The sequence below is a fragment of the Pseudomonas sp. SM4 genome, assembly GCF_051913165.1.
Classification (GTDB): Bacteria; Pseudomonadota; Gammaproteobacteria; order Pseudomonadales; family Pseudomonadaceae; genus Aquipseudomonas.
In genome coordinates this window covers 100,931-122,835 of record NZ_JBODOE010000006.1, presented here as the reverse complement: position 1 = coordinate 122,835, position 21,905 = coordinate 100,931, and the positions used below count along the sequence as shown (strand labels likewise).

Below are 21,905 nucleotides of genomic sequence, written 5' to 3'. Positions count from 1 at the left end.
CCGCTGCGCGGTCAATCGCGGGCAAGCCCGCTCCCACAGTGTCCGTGTCGTGCACAAAATATGTGAACTGCGCAAAAACCTGTGGGAGCGGGCTTGCCCGCGATGAGGCCATCACTGGCGAAACAAATCAGCCCGCCAGACCGACAAACATATCCTGCACGTCATCATGGTTATCGAGGCCTTCGAGGAACGCCTCGACTTCAGCCATCTGCTCATCGCTCAACCCGGTCACCGGGTTTTTCGGCTGGTAGCCAAGCTTGGCCGACAACACGGTGAAGCCTTGCTCCGGCAGCGCTTTCTGCACGGCATCAAGGTCAGTCGGGTCGGTGATGAACAGCGTCGCGCCGTCTTCGCCCGGCTCGAAATCCTGGGCACCGGCTTCGATCGCGGCCATTTCCGGATCGGCGTCCGGGGTGTCCGGCGAGGCTTCGATCATGCCGACATGGTTGAAATCCCACGCGACCGAACCGGAAGCGCCCAGTTGGCCCTTACGGAACGCGACACGGATTTCTGCCACGGTGCGGTTGACGTTGTCGGTCACGCACTCGACGATCAGCGGCACCTGGTGCGGGGCGAAACCTTCGTAGGTCACGCGATGGTATTGCACCGCTTCACCCAGCAGACCGGCGCCTTTCTTGATGGCGCGGTCGAGGGTTTCTTTCGGCATCGAGGCTTTCTTGGCCTGTTCAACCACCAGACGCAAGTGTGCGTTGGTGGCGGTATCGGCACCGTTGCGCGCAGCAATGGTGATTTCTTTCACCAGTTTGCCGAAGATTTTGCCCCTGGCGTTGGCTGCCGCTTCTTTGTGTTTAACCTTCCACTGTGCGCCCATTACTCACTCTCTTGATCTGTGGCGCCGAGACATCTATTGGCCGACGCGTGGCGCCAAGTTTATACGGCCTAAAGTCGGCAATCGACCAAAAATATTGATTGGCGAATCGACATCTTCACCACACGTTGTAGGGCGATTCTGAAAAGGCGTATTGCGATGACTATTCAGCGCTGCGGTTTCGTACCCTCTGCCGTCCGTATTGCCTGACAGAACCTGTGCGAATGCTCAATGACAAGGAAAGTCCGTTCACCCTGACCCTGACCGATGGCGAGTTACGCCTGCCGGTGCTGCGTTTCAGTGGCGAGGAAGCACTGAATCAGCCATTCCGGTTTGACGTCGAAGTCATTGGCCTGGCGCCGGCGATACCGCCGGACGCGTTGCTGCACCAGCCTGCTTTTCTGCGCATGGGTGAACAGCAAGGCGTTCATGGCGTGATCCATTGCGTCACTTGCGACCATCGCGGCAGCCATCGCGTCGGCTATCGCCTGGTCCTGGTGCCACATTTGCAACGTCTGGCGCAGTCGCCGGTGCGTCGAGTATTTGTGCAGTCGAGTGTGCCGGCGATCATCGCGCAGCTGCTAGCGGAGCATGACCTGCCGGCCGACAGTTTCCGCATCGAATTGACCGTCGGCCACTATCCACCACGCGACTTCTGCATCCAGTACGAAGAAAGCGACCTGGCGTTGCTGCAGCGGTTGTGCGAAGAAGAAGGCATCCACTATCACTTCGAACACGGCCCTGAGGGACATGTCGTGGTGTTTGCCGACGACAGTTTGAGCCTGCCACAGACGCCGGTACTGATTCCGTTCAACACCGACGACGGGGAAACGCCACGGGTAAACAGTCTGTTTCAACGACACGATGCCGCGCCCTCAGTGCCTCAGCACGATGTCCGAAACCGTGGGCAACAGGCTGGCGGCGAAGACGCTGCCAATCAAACCGTCGCCGCCCCGAGTGTGAGCACGATGTCCGCGCAACAGCGCCATGCCGAACAGCGCAGTCGCCGCCATCTGGAGCGCCAGCGCTGCCTATATCGTTCGATCCATGGCCGCAGCGACAGCCGTCAACTGCGCAGTGGCCATCTGCTGCAAGTGACTCGGCACCCTGTCAGTGGTTTCAACGAGCAGTGGTTGATCACTGAACTGCGCCATCACGGGCAACAGCCATCGATTCTTGACCCTGCGCCTGTCGAGTACCGCTATCACAACGACTTCAGTGCCCTGCCCTGGTCGACCGACTTTCGCCCGCCGCTCAAGCAAGCCCGACCGCGAATTCCCGGCTATCATCTGGCCCGCGTGCTCGGCCCCACCGGGCTGCCGACCGTTCTTGATGAGCAGGGGCGGATCAACGTGAGTGTGTGGCCGACGTCAGCCGTCGGCGACGATCAGGGCATATGGCTGCCAATCGCCTTGACCCACGCCCACGGCCGCCTCGCGGCCCACGACCTGCCCCGCACGGGCAGCGAGGTGTGGGTGAGTTTTCTCGACAGCGATCCGGATCGACCGATTTTGTGTCTGGGTACGCAACGCGATTCCGCGCAGGTAGAGGTACCGTCAGCCCGCGACAGCAGCCTGTTACTAGATTGGCTGATCAACCGATCCTGACCTGTAGGAGCTGCCGAAGGCTGCGATCTTTTGATCTTGATTCTAAAAAAACAAAATCAAAAGATCGCAGCCTTCGGCAGCTCCTACAGGGGGGTGTGTCTGGGGTTTCAGGCTTTGTCGGCTTTGCCGGCGGCAGCGGCGAATTTTGCCAGGCGCACGTCCAGATGCCGTGGCCGGTGGCCATGATCTTCGGCGCGTTCCTTGCGGCGGATGGCGTTGCGCACCATCAGCGAGCCGAGGTAACGAATCGGCTCCGGCGGAAAATACCCCAGCGGTCCATTAACAATCGGCGAACGCGTCCACGGATTGTCCAGGCCCTGCACCAGCGACGCCAGAATCTGCCCGCCCATGTGACAAGGCCCTACCCCGCTGCCGGAATAACCAAACCCGTAAAACACATTGCCGCTGCTGCTCATCTGGCCGAAGAACGGCAACCCGGTGACCGAGCGATCTGACGGCCCGTTCCAGGTCGCATCGACCTTCACATCACTGAACGCCGGGAAGAAGTCATCGAGGCTGCGCTTGAGCAATCCGGCATACGGCGACGGCTGATCAAACACCGGCAACATCCGTCCACCAAACGCGAAGGTATTGCCGCCCTTGCCGAGCATGATCCGGCCGTCCGGGGTGTTGTGGTAGTAGTGCACGAAAATACGTGAATCAAGCACGCTGACGCCGCTGGTCAAACCAATCTCCTGCAACAGATCCGGACGCGGTTCGGTGATCAGCATGTCGCTGGAAACAATCGCCACGCTGCGCTCGAACTGCGCAAAGGCGCGGGCCATCCAGGCGTTCATCGCCAGCACCACGCGGTCGGCGACGATGTTGCCCTGCGGCGTCTGCAGACGCGCCGGGCGCCCCTCTTCGAGCCCGGTCATCGCCGTGTTTTCGTGGATTTTCACCCCCAATTGCAGCGCCACTCGGCGCAAGCCGCGCACCAGTTTGCCCGGTTGCACGCTGGCGGCGGCCGGCGAGAACCAGCCCTCCAGATGTTTGGCAGAACCGGCCATGCGCTGCACATCGGCGACCGGCCGCTGGGTGAACGAGTTGATGCCGTTACGCTCCAGAGCGGCGATCACTGCATCCGTCGAACCGACCTGCGCGCGGTTGGTCGCGGTGTACAGCGTGCCGTCGAGACGGTAATCGGCATCAACGCCGTACTGCTCGCAGAACTCGCCAATGGCGTGGATGCTGCGCTCCGACTCCTTGACCAGACGCACCGCTTCTTCGACGCCAAACAGGCGCTCAAGGGTGAAATATTTCGCCGACCACGACAACGCACAGCCGCCATTACGACCACTGGCGCCGGCGCCGCAGATATCGGCTTCGATCAGCAGTACATCGAGTTCCGGGTTCTGCTGCTTGAGCATGATCGCTGTCCACAACCCGGTGTAACCACCGCCGACGATGCACACGTCGGTGCGTACCTCGCCTTGCAGCGACGGGCACGTCGGCGACGTGTCAGCCTGCAAAGCCTGCTCCAGCCAAAACGGTCTCATGGGTTTTCTCCAGTCAGTGGGCCACGTCACAGCCTGCCGCGAATGCCGCAGCAGGCCGCGAGGCAAAGGGGTTTCAGGAACGCAGGGGTTTGATCGTCAACCGGCAATTGGGAATGGACGCGCGCGGCTCCATCACGCCGACCGGGCGGCTGTTCCAGTGCGGGATCAGCACCAGCGCCGAGAACAGCGCGCAACCGGCGAAGACGATAAACACCGTCACCGAATCGAAGTAACCCGGCAGCAAACCACCCAGCACCGCGCCGACCGAGCCGCAGCCGTTGACGAAACCGGCCGCCGTGGCGCCAGCCTTGGCTTTGCCGAAGTCGATCGCGGCGGCGCCGCTGATCATCGAATCCGGACCGTACAAAGTCAGGCCCATGACAAACAACAGCGCGACCACCAGCAACACGCTGCCGGTGTGCAGCGCGCCCATAAACAGCGCCAGCGTCACGGTCAGCGCCAACAGGCTCAGCACGCAGGCCGGCATGCGCCGGGCGCCGAACAGTTTGTCCGAGGCCAGACCGATCAGGATCGGCCCGAGCAACCCGGCCAGTTCAAACGAGGTGGGAATGATCGCCGCACCGACCTTGCCAACGCTCGGCATCTGTTCAAACACGATTACCGGGCCCCACAACAGAATCGCGTAACGCGCCGGTTTCAACATGAAATACGCCAGGCCCAGGACCAGCACCGTGCGGTTGCGCAGGATTTCCTTGAGCGGCTCCCAGACGCTGAGTTTGCTGTTGGCTTCGGCTTCTTCGGCGCTCAGTTCCGGCTCCGGCTCTACCGCTGGCAAGCCGACGTCTTCGGGTTTGTTGCGCTGGAAGATAAAGAACAACACCGCAACCACGGCGACCACCACCGCACTGGAAATGAACGCGGCGTGCCAACTGCCGACCAGCGTGTACGCCCACCAGCCGGCAAACGGCGAGGCCACCAGACCACCAAACGCGTAGCAGGAACTCCACAAACCCAGCACCCGTCCGCGTTCCTTTGCAGGAAAGAAACTGCCAAGGTTTTTACACAACCCCGACCATCCGGTGGACTGCGCCAACCCCTGGATCAGCATGCAAGTGGCGAAGATCGGCAGCGTGGCAAAACTGCCCATCACCACCGCCGCCGCGGCGGAAATCAGCAAACCGCCGAGCACCACGACCCTTGGGCCAAAGCGGTCGGCGAGCATGCCCCAAGTGAATTGGCCCACGGCGTACGCCGCCAGGTAGATGGCGTCGAGGTTGGCCATGGCCATTTTGTCGAGCATGAAGGTCGGGTCTTCGGCGATGCCCAGTTTGGCCACCGAAAAGGCTTTGCGGGTGAAGTAGAACGCGGCGTACGCCAGCCAGGTAATCGCGAAAATCTGCACGCGCCAACGTGCGAGGGTGCCGATGTGCTTGTTCATTGTGGTTCTGACCTCAGGGTGTGAGTGTGCCGGCAGAATCGTTAAGCAAAACGCCTGTGTTTTTATTGTTGAGCACTGCGATATCGCCCCATCCCTATGGCGGTATCGGTCAGATGAGTCCTGCTGTTGCACGCACAGGCTCATGGCCAATCTTGCTGCTCGACCGAGCAGTCAGCGATGGCGTGAGCCGATCAAACCAATTACTGTTTAATAAATAAAATCGATTTATCGTATTTCACACATAAGCTCAGCTTGTTAGTGAGCCTTCCCCGCACCAGGAGTCGCCATGGCTGTCTCCCACGCCCAACTCAAAGCCTTCCACGCAGTGGCCGTGCATGGCAGCTTCACCAAAGCTGCCGAGCGCCTTTTTCTCACGCAGCCGGCGATATCCGACCAGGTGCGCAAATTGGAGGAGCGTTTCGGTGTCTTGCTGTTTCACCGCAATAAACGTTCCGTACGCCTGACCGATCTGGGCGAGCGCTTGCTGGCGATCACGCAACGGCTGTTTGTAATTGAAGCCGAAGCACAGGAATTGCTGCAGGAATCCCAGGCCCTGCAGACCGGCAGCCTGATTCTCGCGGTGGACGCGCCGGTGCACGTGCTGCCGCAGATCGCGCGCTTCTGCGAGCGCTATCCGGGGATCAGTGTGAAGATCGAGACCGGCAACACCGACGAATCGCTGTTTCGCCTGTTCAACTATCAGGCCGATCTGGCGCTGCTCGGGCGTGACGTCAGCGATGAACGCCTGCTCTGTGTTCCGTTGCGTAACGATCCGATGGTCGCGTTTGTGTCGCGCAATCATCCATGGGCCGAGCGCGAGTCGATCTGCCTGGCGGATCTCGACGACACGCCGCTCGTGCTGCGCGAACACGGTTCGGTAACGCGGCAGACACTGGAAGAGGAAATGGCCCGGGCCGGGTTTCGCATCCGCCCGGCGATTCAGGTCGAGGGGCGTGAAGCGGCGCGTGAAGCCGTGGTGGTGGGGATTGGCATCGGCGTAGTGTCGGCGGCGGAATTCGGCGCGGACTCGCGGGTGTGTGCGTTGCCGATCATCGACTGCACGCGACGGCTGACGGAAACGCTGGTGTGCCTGCGCGAACAGAGTTCGCGGCGAGTGGTGGCGACATTTCTGGAAATGGTGCGCGAAAGTCTGAGCTGATTCGGCGTTTTCCGGTTAAGGCGAATCAAGATCGTCGGCTACACTGGCGCCAAGGCACCTGTGACAGGATATTTCTCAGTACCACTCGCTGATAAGCGCCACGGAATCCAAGTACCCATCGTGAAAAAAATAATAAATCTGCTTCGTGATCACCTCTGGAAGAAATGGATTCGCCAGCACGACTGCAAAGTCGCCGGCGGCATGTCTTCGTTGCACAAACGCTCGATCCTGACACTCGAAGAACACGTCAGCATCGGCCATGTCGTAATCGAGTCGAAACACCTGGCGATCGGCGCGCACACTTACATCCGCAGTGATTGCGTGCTGTCTGCCGTTTCCTCCATCGGTCGCTTCTGCTCGATCAGCACGCGCTGCTTCATCGGTCAGCAAAAGAGCTCGCATCCCACCGACTGGCTGAGCTCCCATCCCTTTCAGTACACCGACACGGCCCTGACGTTCGACCCGGTGGTGGCCGACGTGACGATTGGCCACGACGTGTGGATCGGTCACAGCGCGATGATTCTGGAAGGCGTACAGATCGGTACCGGTGCAATTATTGCGACGCGCGCGCTGGTGACCCAGGATGTGCCGCCCTACGCGATCGTTGCCGGCACCCCGGCGAAAATCATCAAGTACCGGCATGACCCGCAGACCATCGAAAGGCTGCTCAAGAGTCAGTGGTGGAATCTGGATGTAAAGCTGCTGCAAACGCTGCCGTTGAATAATCCCGACGCCGCGTTGACTCAGCTTGAAGCCATGCAATTGCGCCAGGCGGATTACCCGAGAATCGAAATCAGCCGAACACGTACAGCGACCCTGCCCGCGCAGCCGCAATTGGCAATCGCCTGACTCAGCCCGGTGCCAGGCCGAAAAACGCCTGAATCAAACGCAACTCCCGGCGCCGCTCCATGCAGCCAATCATGTGGCGGTTGACCAAACCCTCCCCGACGATCGGAATCGCCACCACGCGCGGGTCATGGCTGACTTCCACCGATGACACCACGCCCACGCCCAGCTCCGCGGCCACGGCTTCCGTCACCGCCTCGCGGCTGTCCAGTTCCAGCAACACCCGTGGATGAATCGCAGCCTGCGCGCAGGCGTCGTCAAACGTACGCCGGGTGATCGAACTCGGCTCACGCAGCACCATGATCACTTGGTCCAGTTCCTTGAGTTTCACCTCACCGCTGCGCGTTGCCCATGGATGCGCGGCCGGCACCAACGCGCAAATTCGTGACTCGCTCAGCGCTTGCAGGTGCAGGCCTTTGCGCGGTTCAACCTCGGTCAGCACGGCGACGTCCGCGTGTTCCGACAACAACGCCGCCAGGGTTTCCTGAGCATTGCCCAAACGCAGATTCACCGTGATCCCCGGATACCGCGCGCGCAGGCTGGCGAGCATCGGCATGACCATGTGCGGGCCGTCCGCGGCCACTTCCAGCCGACCGGTGAGCAGTTGCCGGTTGGCTTCGAGCATCGCCTGCGCCTCTTCTGCCAGACCGAACATCGCACGGGTGATCGCCGCGAGTTTGGTGCCCTCCTCCGTCAGTTCCACCCGTCGTGCTGTTCGCCGCAGGAGGGTGATCTGGTAATGCTCCTCCAGCGCCTTGATGTGCCCGGTGACCGCCGGCTGACTGATAAACAACCGCGCAGCGGCGCGGGTGAAGCTGCCTTCGCGGGCCACGGCGTCGAAGGCGCGCAGTTGAAACAGGTTCATGAATAACTCTCACTGATGGCTGGCATAACAATAAACAATTTGATTGATGCAACGGCGAATTGCAACGTATGCCCCGTAGCTTCATCCCACAGCGCTATCCGAGGACACACGAATGAGTATTGCCGAACCCATCCTGCTCACTCCCGGCCCGTTGACCACTTCGGCCCGCACCCGCCAGGCGATGATGGTCGACTGGGGGTCATGGGATGACCGCTTCAATCAACTGACCGCCAGCCTCTGCGAACAATTGCTGGCAATCCTCAACGGCGCCGCCACTCACCACTGCGTGCCGTTACAGGGCAGCGGCACCTTTGCCGTCGAGGCGGCGATCGGCACATTGGTGCCGCGTGACGGCAAAGTGCTGGTGCTGATCAACGGTGCCTACGGCAAGCGCCTGGCGAAAATCTGCGAAGTACTTGGCCGCTCATTCAGCACCTTTGAAACCGCTGAAGACGAACCGACCACCGCCGCCGACGTCGATCGTCTGCTGCGCGCCGATGCTGACATCACTCACGTCGCGCTGATTCATTGCGAAACCAGCACCGGGATTCTTAATCCGCTGCCGGAAATCGCCCAGGTTGTTGCGCAACACGGCAAACGCCTGATCATCGACGCCATGAGCTCCTTCGGCGCGCTGCCGGTGGACGCGCAGAAGGTGCCGTTCGACGCGCTGATCGCCGCGTCTGGCAAGTGTCTGGAAGGCGTGCCGGGGATGGGCTTTGTCTTCGCCCGCAAAGAGGCGCTGGCCGCTGCCGCCGGCAACTCGCATTCGCTGGCGATGGACCTGTTCGACCAGCACGCTTACATGCAGAAGACCGGTCAATGGCGCTTCACCCCGCCGACCCACGTGGTCGCGGCGCTGCACGAAGCCCTGCTGCAATACAACGAAGAAGGTGGGTTGCCGGCACGGCATGCGCGTTACGCCGCCAACTGCCAGGCGTTGATGGAAGAGATGGGCAAGCTGGGTTTGCGCAGCTTTCTGCCGGCAGCGATTCAGGCGCCGATTATTGCCACGTTCCATGCGCCGAGTGACCCGCGTTATCAGTTCAAGGATTTCTACGAACGGGTCAAGGCCAAGGGTTACATCCTTTATCCGGGCAAGCTCACTCAAGTCGAAACCTTCCGCGTTGGCTGCATCGGCCACGTCAGCCCGGAGGAAATGCGCCAGGCCGTTGCGGCGGTTGGCGAAGTGCTGCGCGAGATGGAAGTCCTCGACATCTAAGCCCCACACAAATCCCCTGTAGGAGTGAGCCTGCTCGCGATGAGGCCGTGTCAGTCGACGAAGATGTTGAATGATCAACCGCTATCGCGAGCAGGCTCACTCCTACAGTTTGAATTGCATTGCCAACATAGGAATTTGATAAACATGAACTACTTCAATCCAAACAAGCTGCAAGCCGCCATCCTCGACTGGGCCGGCACCGTGGTCGATTTCGGCTCTTTCGCCCCGACGCAAATCTTCGTCGAAGCCTTCGCCGAATTCGACGTGCAAGTCTCCATCGAAGAAGCCCGTGGCCCGATGGGCATGGGCAAGTGGGACCACATCCGCACCCTCTGCGATCAGCCGCAAGTCGCCGAGCGTTATCGCAAGGTTTTCGGCCGTACGCCGACCGATGACGACGTCACCGCGATCTACAACCGCTTCATGCCGTTGCAGATCGAGAAGATCGCCGAGCACTCGGCGCTGATTCCCGGCGCGCTGGAAACCATCGCCAACCTGCGTCAGCAAGGGATCAAGATCGGCTCCTGCTCCGGCTACCCGAAACAGGTCATGGACAAAGTCGTCGAACTGGCCGCCACCAACGGTTACGTCGCCGACCACGTTGTGGCGACCGACGAAGTACCAAACGGTCGTCCGTGGCCGGCACAAGCCCTGGCCAACGTGATTGCGCTGGGCATCGACGACGTCGGCGCCTGCGTGAAGATCGACGACACCGTGCCGGGCATCCTCGAAGGCCGTCGCGCCGGGATGTGGACGGTCGCGCTGATCTGCTCGGGCAATGCGCTGGGCCTCGATTACGAGGGCTTCCGCGCACTGGGCAGTGATGAACTGGCCAGCGAGCGCAAGCGCATCCACGCGCTGTTCGAAAGCTCGCGTCCGCACTACATGATCGACACCATCACTGACCTGCCGGAAGTGATTGCCGACATCAACCAGCGTCTGGCCAAGGGTGAGATGCCGCAAAACGATTAAGGTAGATTGAAAAAAACCGCCAACTGATAAAAAGTTGGCGGTTTTTTATTGATCACATTAAACACCTGATCGGTTTCAAGCTATTAAACCGAAACAGTCTTTCAAATCAAAACAGCAACATTCAATCAACCACAAGATTGCCATCTGCATCATATTTCAATCCATCGGGATAACGAATCGAACCGTCCGCTAGTTGCTCGGTGCCGTCAGCCCAGACGATACGACCATCTGGATATTCCACGGTGTCATCCGGCCACACGATGCGGCCATCAGGATGCTCGACCCGGCCGTCAGCATGCTGAATGATCCCGTCGGGGCGGGTAACTTTGTTTTTTCCGGCATCGACGATGCTGCCATCGCTCAGTGTGGTCGATCCATCCGGCTGGCGAATACTGCCGAGGGCGTTGATCAGGTTAATCAGTGCCACCGGATCGATGTTGATGTTCAAGGTAGGCCACGGCATTGGCGGACGGGCATTCACGGGTGGTTTGGTGCCCGGTGGCGCTGGCTTGACCGGTGGTTTGGTGCCAGGCGTCCCCGGAGTGACAGGTGGCTTCACGGGTGGTTTGACCGGCGGCTTCACAGGCGGTTTGACCGGTGCAGGTTTGACTGGCGGCTTGACCGGAACCACGGGTGGTTTGACCGGAGGTGTGGTGGGTCGGGTTACTGGCGGTTTGCTGCCCACGGGCTTCGGTCGAGATATCGGTGGCTTGGCCATCGCTTTTTTTACAATGTTTTTACTATGCTTGCGATTCAGAAGAATACAAAAAGTCATCTTTAATTCCTTTTAAGTAAGTTATCAACAGCATCACTTATTGAATCAAGCGATTTGAAAGCAACAACTGCCCGCAACATTAGCGGATCAAACAACGCCAATCAAACCCTCTGCAGATTCAAGATATAAACAACAACCGGTTACACCCGCAGCACTAAAGTCCGCAAACCGCAAACACTAATAACTTTGTAAAAACAGCACATTAAAACTTCTGTTTCGTTCAGCAGAAATGCTCAGGGGGGTTTACAGTTAAGGCATGCCGTCAGAGAAACGGTGCGATGAAACCCTGAACCGAGAGGAACACTGTATGCCGTGGACAAGTTCCGAATCGCGTTACAGCACCGTGTCGGTCATGCTGCATTGGCTGATGTTGGTGCTGCTGGTGCTGGTGTACGCCAGCATGGAATTGCGCGGCCTCTTCCCCAAAGGCAGCGGCGGGCGCACGCTGATCCGTGAAGTGCATTACATGCTTGGCCTGACGGTGTTCGTGTTGGTGTGGTTTCGCCTGCTCGCGCGCAGCCTCGGCCCGGCACCGAAGATCTTCCCCGCCTCGCCACAATGGCAAACCGCATTGGCGCGGCTGATGCACTGGGCGTTGTACCTGTTCATGATCAGCATGCCGATACTTGGCTGGCTGATCACCAGCGCCGAAGGGCATCAGGTGATGTTCTATGGTTTTGATCTGCCGTTGCTGGTCGCGGAAAACAAAGACTTCGCCAAACAGATTGAGTACTGGCATGTGCTGATCGCCACGATCGGTTACTGGCTGATCGGCCTGCATGCGCTGGCGGGGATCTATCACCATTACGTGGTGAGGGATAACACGTTGCTGCGGATGATGCCCAAGCGCGGGTAAACCTACCGGAATCTATCTGGGGCAATGCAAACCACTGTGCCTGGCAATGGAATCTATCTGGGGCAATGCAAACCATTGTGCCTGGCAATGGAATCTATCTGGGGCAATGCAAACCTGTGCCTGGCAATGGAATCTATCTGGGGCAATGCAAACCACTGTGGCGAGGGGATTTATCCCCGTTGGGCTGCGAAGCAGCCCCAAAACCTCAAAACGCGGTGTGTCAGGCTGAACAGTGTGGGCTGAATTGGGGCTGCTTCGCAGCCCAGCGGGGATAAATCCCCTCGCCACAATAGATCTCCATATGACAGAAACAGGGTGCGGTCAGGGATCAGTGCTGAAACCGCGTCTGCCCTGCAGACCGCCGGTGTGGACGAAGACCAGTCGTGTGCCGCTGGCAAATCTGCCTGCTTGTATCTGTTCCTTGAGGGCCAGCAACGCTTTGCCGGTATACAGCGGTTCCAACGGCACACCGCTGGCCTGTTCGGTCTGTTCAATAAACGCCAGCAACCCCGAATCAACCTTGGCAAAACCACCACGGCTCGCCTCAATCAACGCATACCCCGCATTGGCCACCCCGGCTTCGCGCAAAATCGCCTCGACCTGGGGTGCCACACCATGATCTTCCGGCACCGCCAGCGCGCCGAACACCGGATGCGCCCCCGCCTCCGCCAGCACCAACCCGGCCAATGTCGTGCCGGTGCCGCAGGCCAGCCACCAGGCCTGATAATCGCGCCAGCCCAACGCGCTCAACTGCGCATCAACCTGCGCCTTCAGCGCAACACAACCGAGCGCACCACTCAAACCACCGCCGCCCTCGGGCACCGCGTGCAGCGTCGGATATTGCGCCAGCCAAGGTTCCCAGAACCCAGGCTCGTGCCGCGCCCGATAGCCGCCGTAACCCAGCCAGTGCAGTTGCATGCCGAACGCCTGCAGATCCTCCACCGTCGGCGTTTCCTGTTCATGCCCGCGCAACAGCCCCACGGTTTTAAACCCCAGCCGTTTCCCCGCCGCTGCCAACGCATGCAGATGATTGGAGTGCGCACCACCAAGGCTGATGATGCCTTCGGCCCCGTTGCGCTCGGCAGCCTTGAGGTGTTCGACGAGTTTGAACCACTTGTTGCCGCTGATCAGCGGGTCGATCTGGTCGAGACGCAGGATGGCCACTTCAATACCGGCGGCGCTCAGCCAGTCCAGATGAAGGTGTTCGAGGGGGGCGTGGGGAAACATGGGCGCTGCGTAATCTGAAAAAAACACATACTAGTAGGAGCTGCCGCAGGCTGCGATCTTTTGATCTTGTCTTTTAAAAACAGAATCAAAAGATCGCAGCCTGCGGCAGCTCCTACATAGGTGCTTACAGTTCAGCGGCGAGGCGCGAGCCTTGGTTGATGGCGCGCTTGGCATCCAGCTCTGCCGCGACATCGGCGCCGCCGATCAGGTGCACATTCTGCCCCGCCGCGACCAGGCCGTCGTGCAGCTCACGCAGCGGATCCTGGCCGGCGCAAATCACGATGTTGTCCACCGCCAGCAGTTGCGGCTCGCCGGTTTCGCCAATGCGAATATGCAGACCGTCATCATCAATGCCCAGGTATTCAACGCTGTTGAGCATCTGCACATGCTTGTTCTTCAAACCGGTACGGTGAATCCAGCCCGTGGTTTTACCCAGACCATCGCCAACCTTGGTTTTCTTGCGCTGCAGCAGGAACACCTCCCGGGCCGGCGCATGCGGCGCCGCTTTGATCCCGGCCACGCCACCGCGGGCTTCCAATTTCGTGTCGATGCCCCACTCTTTCCAGAACGCGGCACGATCCTGGCTGGTGGCCACACCTTCGTGAACAAGGAATTCCGACACGTCGAAACCGATACCGCCGGCGCCGATCACCGCCACGCGCTTGCCCACCGGTTTGCGCTCAAGAATGACGTCGATGTAACTCAACACCTTGGCATTCTCGACGCCCGGAATCGCCGGCACACGCGGCGCAATGCCGGTGGCAAGGATGATTTCGTCATAGCCGCCTTCAACCAGTTTCGTCACGTCGACGCGGGTATTCAGGCACACCTCGACATTGGTGGTCTGCAGCTTGCGCTTGAAGTAGCGCAGGGTTTCGAAGAACTCTTCCTTGCCCGGCACGCGCTTGGCGATGTTGAACTGGCCGCCGATTTCGCTGGACGAATCAAACAGAGTGACCTGATGGCCACGCTCGGCGGCCACGGTGGCGGCAGACAAACCGGCAGGGCCGGCGCCGACTACGGCAATCTTCTTGATCTGCTGCACCGGCAGATAATTGAGTTCGGTCTCGTGGCAGGCACGCGGGTTGACCAGGCAACTGGTCAGCTTGCCGCCAAAGGTGTGATCGAGGCACGCCTGGTTGCAACCGATGCAGGTGTTGATCTCGTCTGCGCGCCCTTCAGCAGCCTTGTTGACGAAGTCCGGATCGGCGAGGAACGGCCGCGCCATCGAGACCATGTCGGCGTCGCCTTCAGCGAGAATCTGCTCGGCGATTTCCGGGGTGTTGATGCGGTTGGTGGTGATCAACGGAATGTTCACCGATCCGCGCAGCTTGGCCGTGACCTTGCTGAACGCCGCACGCGGGACTTTGGTAGCGATGGTCGGAATGCGCGCTTCGTGCCAGCCGATGCCGGTGTTGATGATGGTCGCGCCGGCTTGCTCAATGGCTTTGGCCAGGGTGACGATCTCATCCCACGTGCTGCCGCCCTCGACCAGGTCGAGCATCGACAGACGGAAAATGATGATGAAATTCGGGCCCACCGCTTCGCGCACACGGCGGACGATTTCCACCGGCAGACGCATACGGTTTTCGTAGCTGCCACCCCAGCGGTCGGTGCGATGGTTGGTGTGCGCGGCAAGGAACTGGTTAATGAAATAACCTTCCGAGCCCATGATTTCGACGCCGTCGTACTCGGCGGTTTGCGCCAGCACCGAGCAAGTGACGAAATCACTGATCTGCTTCTCGATGCCTTCCTCGTCCAGCTCTTTCGGTTTGAACGGGTTGATCGGCGCCTGAATCGCACTCGGTGCCACTTGTTTCGGGCTGTAGGCATAACGGCCGGCGTGGAGAATCTGCATGCAGATCTTGCCGCCCGCGTCGTGCACCGCGCGGGTGACGATGCGGTGCTTGAGCGCTTCCTCTTCGGTGGTCAGCTTGGCCGCGCCGGAGTAGACACCGCCCTCGTCGTTCGGACCAATGCCGCCGGTGACCATCAGGCCAACACCGCCGCGCGCACGTTCCGCGAAGTACGCGGCCATGCGTTCAAAGCCGCCCGGTTTTTCTTCCAGGCCGGTGTGCATCGAGCCCATCAGGGTGCGGTTGCGCAGCGTGGTGAATCCCAGATCCAGCGGGGCCAACAGGTGCGGGTAATGAGCGGCGGTCATCGGTAACTCCACAACGAGCAATCACGGAAAAGTTGCGGGAGCTCTGCGTCCCCCGTCAGTCATGTGGCACAGACTAAGAGTCGCACTGCTGTCACTCAATGACCGTAACTGACAACTTATTGATCCAAATGCGCAGCGCCCCTTGGCAACCGGCGCCATGCGCCCTACCCTAGTCGCCACACCCTGTACCCGGCTGTTGTTGGTTTTCATGCGCAAACTTTTGTATCTGACGTTTTCCATGGCCCTCGTGGCCGTCCTTGCTTCCTACGCCATGTGGGCGGCGGACCGCCCGGCGGGACATTACCTGTCCGACCTGCGCATCAAACTCGCGGTCGATCAGGGCACACCCGCCGACCGTGGCAATCTCTTGGGCATCCAGCCCGAACTCTTCCCCACCGACTATCAAAGCCCGGAGCGCCTGCACCGCAAGCTCGCCGCTTATTTGCAGCAAGCGCAGGATCAGGGTTTGTTGAACGACAAAACCGTGGTCGTGTTGCCCGAGCACGTCGGCACCTGGCTGATGATCAGCGGCGAAAAAGATGAGCTTTATCAGGCGCCGACCCTCGCCGAAGCGATGAACTGGCTGGCAGCAAGCAATCCGCTGCTGTTTGCCCGCGCCTGGCTGAGCGCCAAGGGCAGCAGTCGCCTGGATGATGCGCACCTGCGCATGAAGTCCAAAGACATGGCCAAGGATTACCAGGTGCTGTTCGGTGGCTTGGCCAAAGAGTTTCACGTAACGCTGGTGGCCGGCTCCATCGTGCTGCCCGAGCCGAGTATCCGCGATGGCCAGCTCAAGCCGGGTAGCGGCGCCTTGTTCAACAGCAGCGTGGTGTTTGGCCGCGACGGCGTGCCGCTCGGGCAACCGCAGCGGCAGATGCACCCGATCTTCGATCAGCGCGACGTGATCGAGGCTGAAGACAAGCACGCCATCAACGTGGTCGACACCCCCGCCGGACGCCTTGGCATCCTGATCGGCAGCGACAGCTGGTACCCGGACAATTACCGCAAACTCGACGAGCAAGGCGCGCAACTGATCGCCGTGCCGGCGTTTGTCGTCGGTCATAACGTGTGGGATCAACCGTGGGGCGGCTACAAGGGTTCCAGCACGCCGGGCTCGATCAGCCTCAAGCCCGGCGAAGTCAGCGAAGGCCAGGCCTGGCATCGTCTGACCTTGACCGCGCAACCGCCGAGCAGCCGGGCGATCGCCGGCATCAGCGTATTCCTGCGCGGGCAGTTCTGGGACAAGTTGAGTTCAGGGCAAAGTTTCCTCAGCAGCAACGGCCAACAGTTCGCCGACGGCGAAGCGCGTGGCGCGCGTTTGCTGAATATCTGGTTGTAAACCATGAAGCCGCTGCCGATGCGCCTTGGGGATTTGTCGGTGGGCTTTGTCCATAGCCTCGCCGATGCAGTGCGCAGCCATGACGCCGACCCTCTGCCGCTGCTGGAGCAATACGGTCTGGATACCGCGCGACTGGCGGAAGCTGGCGCGCGGTTGTCTATTCCGCGCTACATGCGTTTGGGACACGCGGCGATTCAGTTGACCGGCGATCCTGCGTTGGGGCTGCGCATGGGCCAGCTCAGTCGCTTGAGTCAGGCCGGGCTGGCCGGGGTGACCGCCGCGCAAGCCCCGACCGTGCGCGAGGCGGCACGCTGCCTGATCCGTTTCGAACCGTTGTACGGCTCCAACTATCGCGGCCAGTCGAGTTTTCACGAAGACGCGAATGGCGCGTGGCTGCGTTTCTATTCGATCAGCCCATACAACGCCTATAACCGCTTCGTGGTGGATTCGATTATTGCTGGCTGGCTGCATCAGTTGTCGAGCGTCAGCGGCGAATCGCTGCGAGCCGAGCGCATCGACATTGAATTCGACGAACCGGATTACCGCGACGCCTACACCGCACTGGGCGATTGCCCGCTGCAGTTCGGCGCCGAGCGCAATCAATTGCGCCTGAGCCTGAGCAGCCTCGCCCAACGCAACCCGCAACATTGCCCAAGCACCTGGCGGCACCTGCTGCAATTGTGTGAACGCGAACTGGAACAACTGACCCGCACTCGCAGCCTGCGCGAACGCATCACGCAGTTGTTGGGGCCATTGTTGAATGGTGGCCGGGAACCCGACCTGGAAGAAGTGGCGGCACGCCTGAAGCTGCCCACCTGGACGTTGCGGCGCAAACTGGCCGAGGAAGGCACGCAGTTTCGCGCGATCCTCAATGACACTCGCCGTGACCTGGCGATGACCTACATCCGCGACACGGAACTGGCGTTCGGTGAGATCGCCTACCTGCTGGGGTTTGCCTCAGCCGAAGCGTTCCAGCGCGCATTCAAACGCTGGAGCGGTCAGACCCCGGGCGAATTCCGCCGCAGTCACCGCAAAACGGCATAAAGGCAGCTGCAAGCCGACAGCCACAAGCGGCAAGCAAGCGCTTACAGCTCGGTAGCGTCTTCCGCAGGCTCCGGCGGATCCAGTTCAAAAGCCTGGTACTCGAGCAGTTCTTCTTGATAGTCGTCCATCGTGTAATCCCCCTGCTGCTCGCTGAAAATGGCCTGATCAATCGACCCGTGCCCCGAGCATAAAGTGCCCGTGTGAAGGAAAAATGAAACATGGCCTTCATCAATAAAACGTAGCAGACGGTCAGGAATTTATCGCGAGAATTTTGTCAGGGGAATGTCACGAATCCCTCGTAGGAGCTGCGGCACGCTGCGATCTGTTGATCTTGCCTTTAAAAACAACATCAAAAGATCGCAGCGTGCCGCAGCTCCTACAGGGCGATCGGGTTATTGGCCGGAGGGCGGCATCGCCGGGATGGGCTCGGACGGCGGCGGGATGTCCGGATTGGCCGGCGGCGTGATGACCTCGGTCTGGGCTGCCGGCGCGGGTTCTGCGGCGGGTGCCGGGGTGATCGGCGCAGTCTCGGCGGGCGGCACAACGGGCTCAGAACTCACAGGGGCTACTTCAGCCGGGGCCGGAGCCGGTTCGGCCGCCGTAGCGGGTGTCGCTGCGGGGGTTGCTGCTGGCTCGGCCGCAGGTGTCGGCACCAACGCAGCGGGCGCTGGCGCAGGTTTCGGCTCAGGCACACCAAGGTCGGTCTTCGGTTTTTCTTCGATATGCGCCGCTTTCTTCGCATCGGCCGGCAGGAACAGCTCGACCAGGGTGAAGAATCGTTCATAGAACTTCTGCGAGGTCACCGTTTCGCTGGCAACCTTGACCATCGAGTCGTCCGAGGAGCCGATCGGCATCGACACCGAGCCCAGCACACCGACACCGAGGCTGGCGGAGTTGTTGGTTTTCTTCAGCGCATAGCGATCCTGCAGGGCGTTGGCGAACATGGTCGCGTGATGCTTGCCGCTGCTGTCTTCGGCACAGACCACATTGAAGCTGATCTCCATGTGCGTATCGCCGGTTTGCTGAAAACTCTTGTGGCCACTGATCAGCTTCGGATCACTGCTGGTGATGATGTAGCCCTGACTGAGCAAGGCGCGGCGCGCCGCTTCACAACTGGTAGCGTCGGTCACCGGATAGTTGCGCGAGAACGTACCGGAGTCATCGAAGTTCTCATGCTCGTACATCGGCTTGTCTTTCGAACAGCCGGCCACTGCAGCCACCAACAACGCTAACCCGACAACACGCAAGGGAGTGGAAATCAACATTAAACATCCTGAGGGAAAACAGTCCGGGGCGTATTGTGCAACAGATCGCAGCCCCGCGGCGTATGGATTAGTGTCTTGAAACGCTTACAACTCTATCGACCTTCAATGGCGGGAAAAAGTCGCGCGGATAAATGATCGATAAAAACCCGCAATTTTGCCGTGGCATGGCGACTCGATGGCCACAGCAGCCAGAATTGCCCGACGTGCTCGACATCAGCCTCCAACACCCGCTGCAAGCGTCCTTGGGTCACGTCATCGTGTGTCATGAAATCAGGCAGACAGGCAATGCCCATGCCGGCCAGTGCCGCGTGGTTGACCGCCTCGATGGAGGTACTGACCAGCCGCGTCGGCAACATCGGCTCGGCACTGCCCTCCTCGCGCCGCAGTGGCCAGAGCTCCAACTTGCCGGTGGCGTGAAAGGTGTGCCGCAAACAGGCGTGATCGGCCAGATCGGCGGGACTTTGCGGTGTGCCGCGCTGCTGCAGATAAACCGGGCTGGCCACAAGCACCATATGAAATTCACCCAGTGGCCGCGCCATCAAGCGCGAATCACGCGGCTTGCCGGTGCGAATCACCGCGTCAAAGCCCTCTTCGACCACATCGACCATGCGATCGGTCAAATCCAGATCCAGTTCGATCTGTGGGTAGAGCGTCATGAACTCGTTCATGACCGGCATCACCAGTCCATGCACCTGCGGCAGGCTGATGCGTAACTTGCCGTGAGGCTGCGCGGCGGCGTCGCACAGCTCGAACTCCGCCGCCTCGACTTCCGCCAGAATCTTGCGACAGCGCTCAAGAAACAGCGCGCCCTCGCTGGTCAGCGTGATGCTGCGGGTGGTGCGATGAAACAAACGCACACCCAGCCGCGCCTCCAGCCGCGCGATGCTTTTGCCCACGGCCGAAGACGACACGCCTTGCAGCCTACCGGCCTCGGTAAAGCTGCGCGTCTCGGCGACCTGCACAAACACCGAAATACTGCCCAGGCTATCCATCCCTCACCTCCATTGAAGACATCCGTGTCCGATATGTTCGGAACCTTAACCTGTTTTTCGCCGCTGCGCAGCGCCCTACCCTGTAGCCTTCGTCCCCTTCTGCACATGGATGCCGGCTCATGAACGACGCCCCACTGACCTGTACCGCACTGGATGACTCGCTCCAGACCCGCGAACGTTTACCCCTCGGCGCATTGCTCGCGCTGGCAACCGCCGGATTCATCACAGTGATGACCGAAGCCATGCCGGCCGGCCTGCTGCCGCAAATGAGCGAGGGCTTGAACGTCTCACAAGCATTGATCGGGCAATTGGTCACCCTGTACGCCATCGGCTCGATCCTGGCGGCAATTCCGCTGACGATCGCCACCCGCGGCTGGCGACGCAGGCCTCTGCTACTGACAGCGATCGGCGGCTTCGCGATCGCCAACATCATCACCGCCGTATCAGACCTGTATTGGCTGACCCTGATCGCCCGCCTGATCGCCGGCGTCTTCGCCGGACTGCTCTGGGCGCTGCTGGCAGGCTACGCCAGCCGCATGGTTGCACCGCACCTGCAGGGTCGCGCCATCACAGTGGCGATGCTCGGCGCGCCCCTTGCGCTGTCGCTGGGCATCCCGGCCGGCACGTTGCTCGGCACCGTGGTGGGCTGGCGCCTCAGCTTTGCGATCATGACCGGGCTGACCGTGCTGCTGGTCATCTGGGTACGCTGGCAAGTGCCGGATTTCGCCGGTGAACGCGCCAGCCAACGCCTGCCCTTGCGTCAGGTCTTTACCCTGCCGGGCGTGCGATCCGTGCTGTTCGTTACCCTGTCCTACGTCGTCGCACACAACTTGCTGTACACCTACATCGCGCCGTTTCTGCAACCGTCCAGGCTTGCCGAGAGTGTCGACCGGGTGTTGCTGGTATTCGGCCTCGCGTCGGTACTGAGCCTGTGGATCGTCGGCAGCCTGATCGACCGCTGGCTACGCGAACTGGTGCTGATCAGTGCAGGGCTGTTCATGCTGGCCTCGATTGCGCTCGGCGTATGGCGTGAATCGCCCGGCGTGATTTACTTCGCCACCGCTGTCTGGGGACTGGCTTTCGGCGCAATGCCATCACTGCTGCAAACCGCTTCTGCGAAAACCGCAAAAGAGGCCGCTGATACCGCGCAATCGATGCTGGTGACATTGTGGAATGTCGGGATAGCCGGCGGTGGGCTGTTGGGTGGCTTACTGCTGGAGAATCCAGGCGTCGGGGCGTTTCCGTGGATCGTCGCTGCGCTGTTAGTGCTTAGTCTGTGGGCGACGCTCAGGGCCAAAGTCCATGGATTTCCGAGCGCTGGTTAGGGCGAGGCATGTTGGGGAATGGTGGGCAGTGAGGACGCTATCGCGAGCAGGCTCACTCCTACAGTTGGAGCGGGTACACCAGTAGGAAACGGGTCGGATCTCAGGCCGCCATCGCTGGCAAGCCAGCTCCCACAGAAGAGCGAAAGCATAATGCGCACCACCCCTGCCCCTCACCACTCAACACGATGAGCGCAAGCTCGGGTGCAGCTTTTGATCTGAAGGCCCGTCGGCAGGCTGAGTGGAGGGATTGATCCGGGGTGGGAGCGCAGCGACCGTTCGACGAAGTCGAACACATCGAGAGGAGGTGCAGCGCAGCAAACCGGAGGCGATGCCCCCCGGATCGATCCCGGAGCGAAGGAACCCCGAGCCCCAGCGAGCGGGCCGAACGTCAGGGCATAGACCTTTGGTTACTTTGGGGCGTTTGCCAAAGTGACCCGCCGTAAGGGCGGAACCCTAAGCAGCCATAACCGCAGCAACGGATATACCCCCCAATCCAAACCCAAAAAAAAACCCCGACTCA

18 protein-coding genes are annotated in these 21,905 nt (G+C 60.5%); 9 read left to right on the top strand and 9 right to left on the bottom strand.

From position 1 onward, the window contains the following. Window positions 1-127: 127 nt before the first annotated feature. Window positions 128-832, bottom strand: coding sequence for a YebC/PmpR family DNA-binding transcriptional regulator (locus tag ACQ4MY_RS13080; RefSeq protein WP_008077979.1), 705 nt, complete (start codon window positions 830-832; stop codon window positions 128-130). Between the two features lie 221 nt (window positions 833-1,053). Here ACQ4MY_RS13080 and ACQ4MY_RS13075 point away from each other — a divergent pair, with 221 nt between their 5' ends. Next, window positions 1,054-2,436, top strand: a complete 1,383-nt coding sequence (locus ACQ4MY_RS13075; protein ID WP_440095385.1) for a type VI secretion system Vgr family protein — start codon at window positions 1,054-1,056, stop codon at window positions 2,434-2,436. A 107-nt stretch (window positions 2,437-2,543) separates the two neighbouring features. Here ACQ4MY_RS13075 and ACQ4MY_RS13070 read toward each other — a convergent pair whose 3' ends face one another. Both ACQ4MY_RS13070 and ACQ4MY_RS13065 read right to left on the bottom strand, forming a co-directional pair. Next, window positions 2,544-3,935 (bottom strand): FAD-dependent oxidoreductase, encoded by a 1,392-nt coding sequence (locus ACQ4MY_RS13070; protein ID WP_158835039.1) that lies wholly within the window; start codon window positions 3,933-3,935, stop codon window positions 2,544-2,546. A gap of 73 nt (window positions 3,936-4,008) precedes the next feature. Then, entirely contained in the window at window positions 4,009-5,334 is a 1,326-nt protein-coding gene (locus tag ACQ4MY_RS13065) for an MFS transporter (RefSeq protein WP_440095384.1), read from the bottom strand. A gap of 286 nt (window positions 5,335-5,620) precedes the next feature. Here ACQ4MY_RS13065 and ACQ4MY_RS13060 point away from each other — a divergent pair, with 286 nt between their 5' ends. Continuing rightward, the gene (locus tag ACQ4MY_RS13060; RefSeq protein ID WP_440095383.1) at window positions 5,621-6,493 is read left to right on the top strand and encodes a LysR family transcriptional regulator; all 873 of its coding nucleotides are present in this window, start codon (window positions 5,621-5,623) and stop codon (window positions 6,491-6,493) included. Between the two features lie 120 nt (window positions 6,494-6,613). Then, a complete protein-coding gene (locus ACQ4MY_RS13055) occupies window positions 6,614-7,342 on the top strand; it encodes a CatB-related O-acetyltransferase (protein ID WP_045123333.1) in 729 nt (242 codons plus the stop codon). A 1-nt stretch (window position 7,343) separates the two neighbouring features. On the opposite strand, the gene ACQ4MY_RS13050 is transcribed toward ACQ4MY_RS13055, so the two are convergent. Next, the gene (locus tag ACQ4MY_RS13050; protein ID WP_008087877.1) at window positions 7,344-8,204 is read right to left on the bottom strand and encodes a LysR substrate-binding domain-containing protein; all 861 of its coding nucleotides are present in this window, start codon (window positions 8,202-8,204) and stop codon (window positions 7,344-7,346) included. 112 nt (window positions 8,205-8,316) lie between these two features. Here ACQ4MY_RS13050 and ACQ4MY_RS13045 point away from each other — a divergent pair, with 112 nt between their 5' ends. Continuing rightward, on the top strand, window positions 8,317-9,426 hold the full coding sequence (locus ACQ4MY_RS13045) for a 2-aminoethylphosphonate--pyruvate transaminase (RefSeq protein WP_440095382.1): 1,110 nt from the start codon (window positions 8,317-8,319) through the stop codon (window positions 9,424-9,426). A gap of 144 nt (window positions 9,427-9,570) precedes the next feature. Beyond that, the gene (gene phnX, locus ACQ4MY_RS13040; RefSeq protein WP_440095381.1) at window positions 9,571-10,398 is read left to right on the top strand and encodes a phosphonoacetaldehyde hydrolase; all 828 of its coding nucleotides are present in this window, start codon (window positions 9,571-9,573) and stop codon (window positions 10,396-10,398) included. 121 nt (window positions 10,399-10,519) lie between these two features. Here phnX and ACQ4MY_RS13035 read toward each other — a convergent pair whose 3' ends face one another. Continuing rightward, window positions 10,520-11,173, bottom strand: coding sequence for a hypothetical protein (locus ACQ4MY_RS13035; RefSeq protein ID WP_440095380.1), 654 nt, complete (start codon window positions 11,171-11,173; stop codon window positions 10,520-10,522). 307 nt (window positions 11,174-11,480) lie between these two features. On the opposite strand from ACQ4MY_RS13035, the gene ACQ4MY_RS13030 reads away from it, so the two are divergent. After that, window positions 11,481-12,029 (top strand): cytochrome b, encoded by a 549-nt coding sequence (locus ACQ4MY_RS13030; protein WP_440095379.1) that lies wholly within the window; start codon window positions 11,481-11,483, stop codon window positions 12,027-12,029. A gap of 321 nt (window positions 12,030-12,350) precedes the next feature. Here the strand turns inward: ACQ4MY_RS13030 and ACQ4MY_RS13025 are convergent, their stop codons facing one another. Both ACQ4MY_RS13025 and ACQ4MY_RS13020 read right to left on the bottom strand, forming a co-directional pair. After that, entirely contained in the window at window positions 12,351-13,256 is a 906-nt protein-coding gene (locus tag ACQ4MY_RS13025; protein WP_440095378.1) for a 1-aminocyclopropane-1-carboxylate deaminase/D-cysteine desulfhydrase, read from the bottom strand. 124 nt (window positions 13,257-13,380) lie between these two features. Further along, window positions 13,381-15,420: an oxidoreductase gene (locus tag ACQ4MY_RS13020; protein ID WP_440095376.1), complete on the bottom strand. Its 2,040-nt coding sequence runs from the start codon at window positions 15,418-15,420 to the stop codon at window positions 13,381-13,383. A gap of 208 nt (window positions 15,421-15,628) precedes the next feature. Between ACQ4MY_RS13020 and ACQ4MY_RS13015 the strand changes: the two genes are divergently transcribed. Together ACQ4MY_RS13015 and ACQ4MY_RS13010 are read left to right on the top strand one after the other, a co-directional pair. After that, the gene (locus ACQ4MY_RS13015) at window positions 15,629-16,759 is read left to right on the top strand and encodes a nitrilase-related carbon-nitrogen hydrolase (RefSeq protein ID WP_440095375.1); all 1,131 of its coding nucleotides are present in this window, start codon (window positions 15,629-15,631) and stop codon (window positions 16,757-16,759) included. Window positions 16,760-16,762: 3 nt separating this feature from the next. Beyond that, the gene (locus ACQ4MY_RS13010; RefSeq protein ID WP_008077698.1) at window positions 16,763-17,803 is read left to right on the top strand and encodes an AraC family transcriptional regulator; all 1,041 of its coding nucleotides are present in this window, start codon (window positions 16,763-16,765) and stop codon (window positions 17,801-17,803) included. A gap of 392 nt (window positions 17,804-18,195) precedes the next feature. Here the strand turns inward: ACQ4MY_RS13010 and ACQ4MY_RS13005 are convergent, their stop codons facing one another. After that, the gene (locus ACQ4MY_RS13005) at window positions 18,196-19,068 is read right to left on the bottom strand and encodes a DUF2242 domain-containing protein (RefSeq protein WP_440095374.1); all 873 of its coding nucleotides are present in this window, start codon (window positions 19,066-19,068) and stop codon (window positions 18,196-18,198) included. 92 nt (window positions 19,069-19,160) lie between these two features. Continuing rightward, entirely contained in the window at window positions 19,161-20,060 is a 900-nt protein-coding gene (locus ACQ4MY_RS13000) for a LysR family transcriptional regulator (RefSeq protein ID WP_440095373.1), read from the bottom strand. Between the two features lie 119 nt (window positions 20,061-20,179). On the opposite strand from ACQ4MY_RS13000, the gene ACQ4MY_RS12995 reads away from it, so the two are divergent. Continuing rightward, window positions 20,180-21,385, top strand: a complete 1,206-nt coding sequence (locus ACQ4MY_RS12995) for an MFS transporter (protein WP_440095372.1) — start codon at window positions 20,180-20,182, stop codon at window positions 21,383-21,385. Window positions 21,386-21,905: the final 520 nt, after the last annotated feature.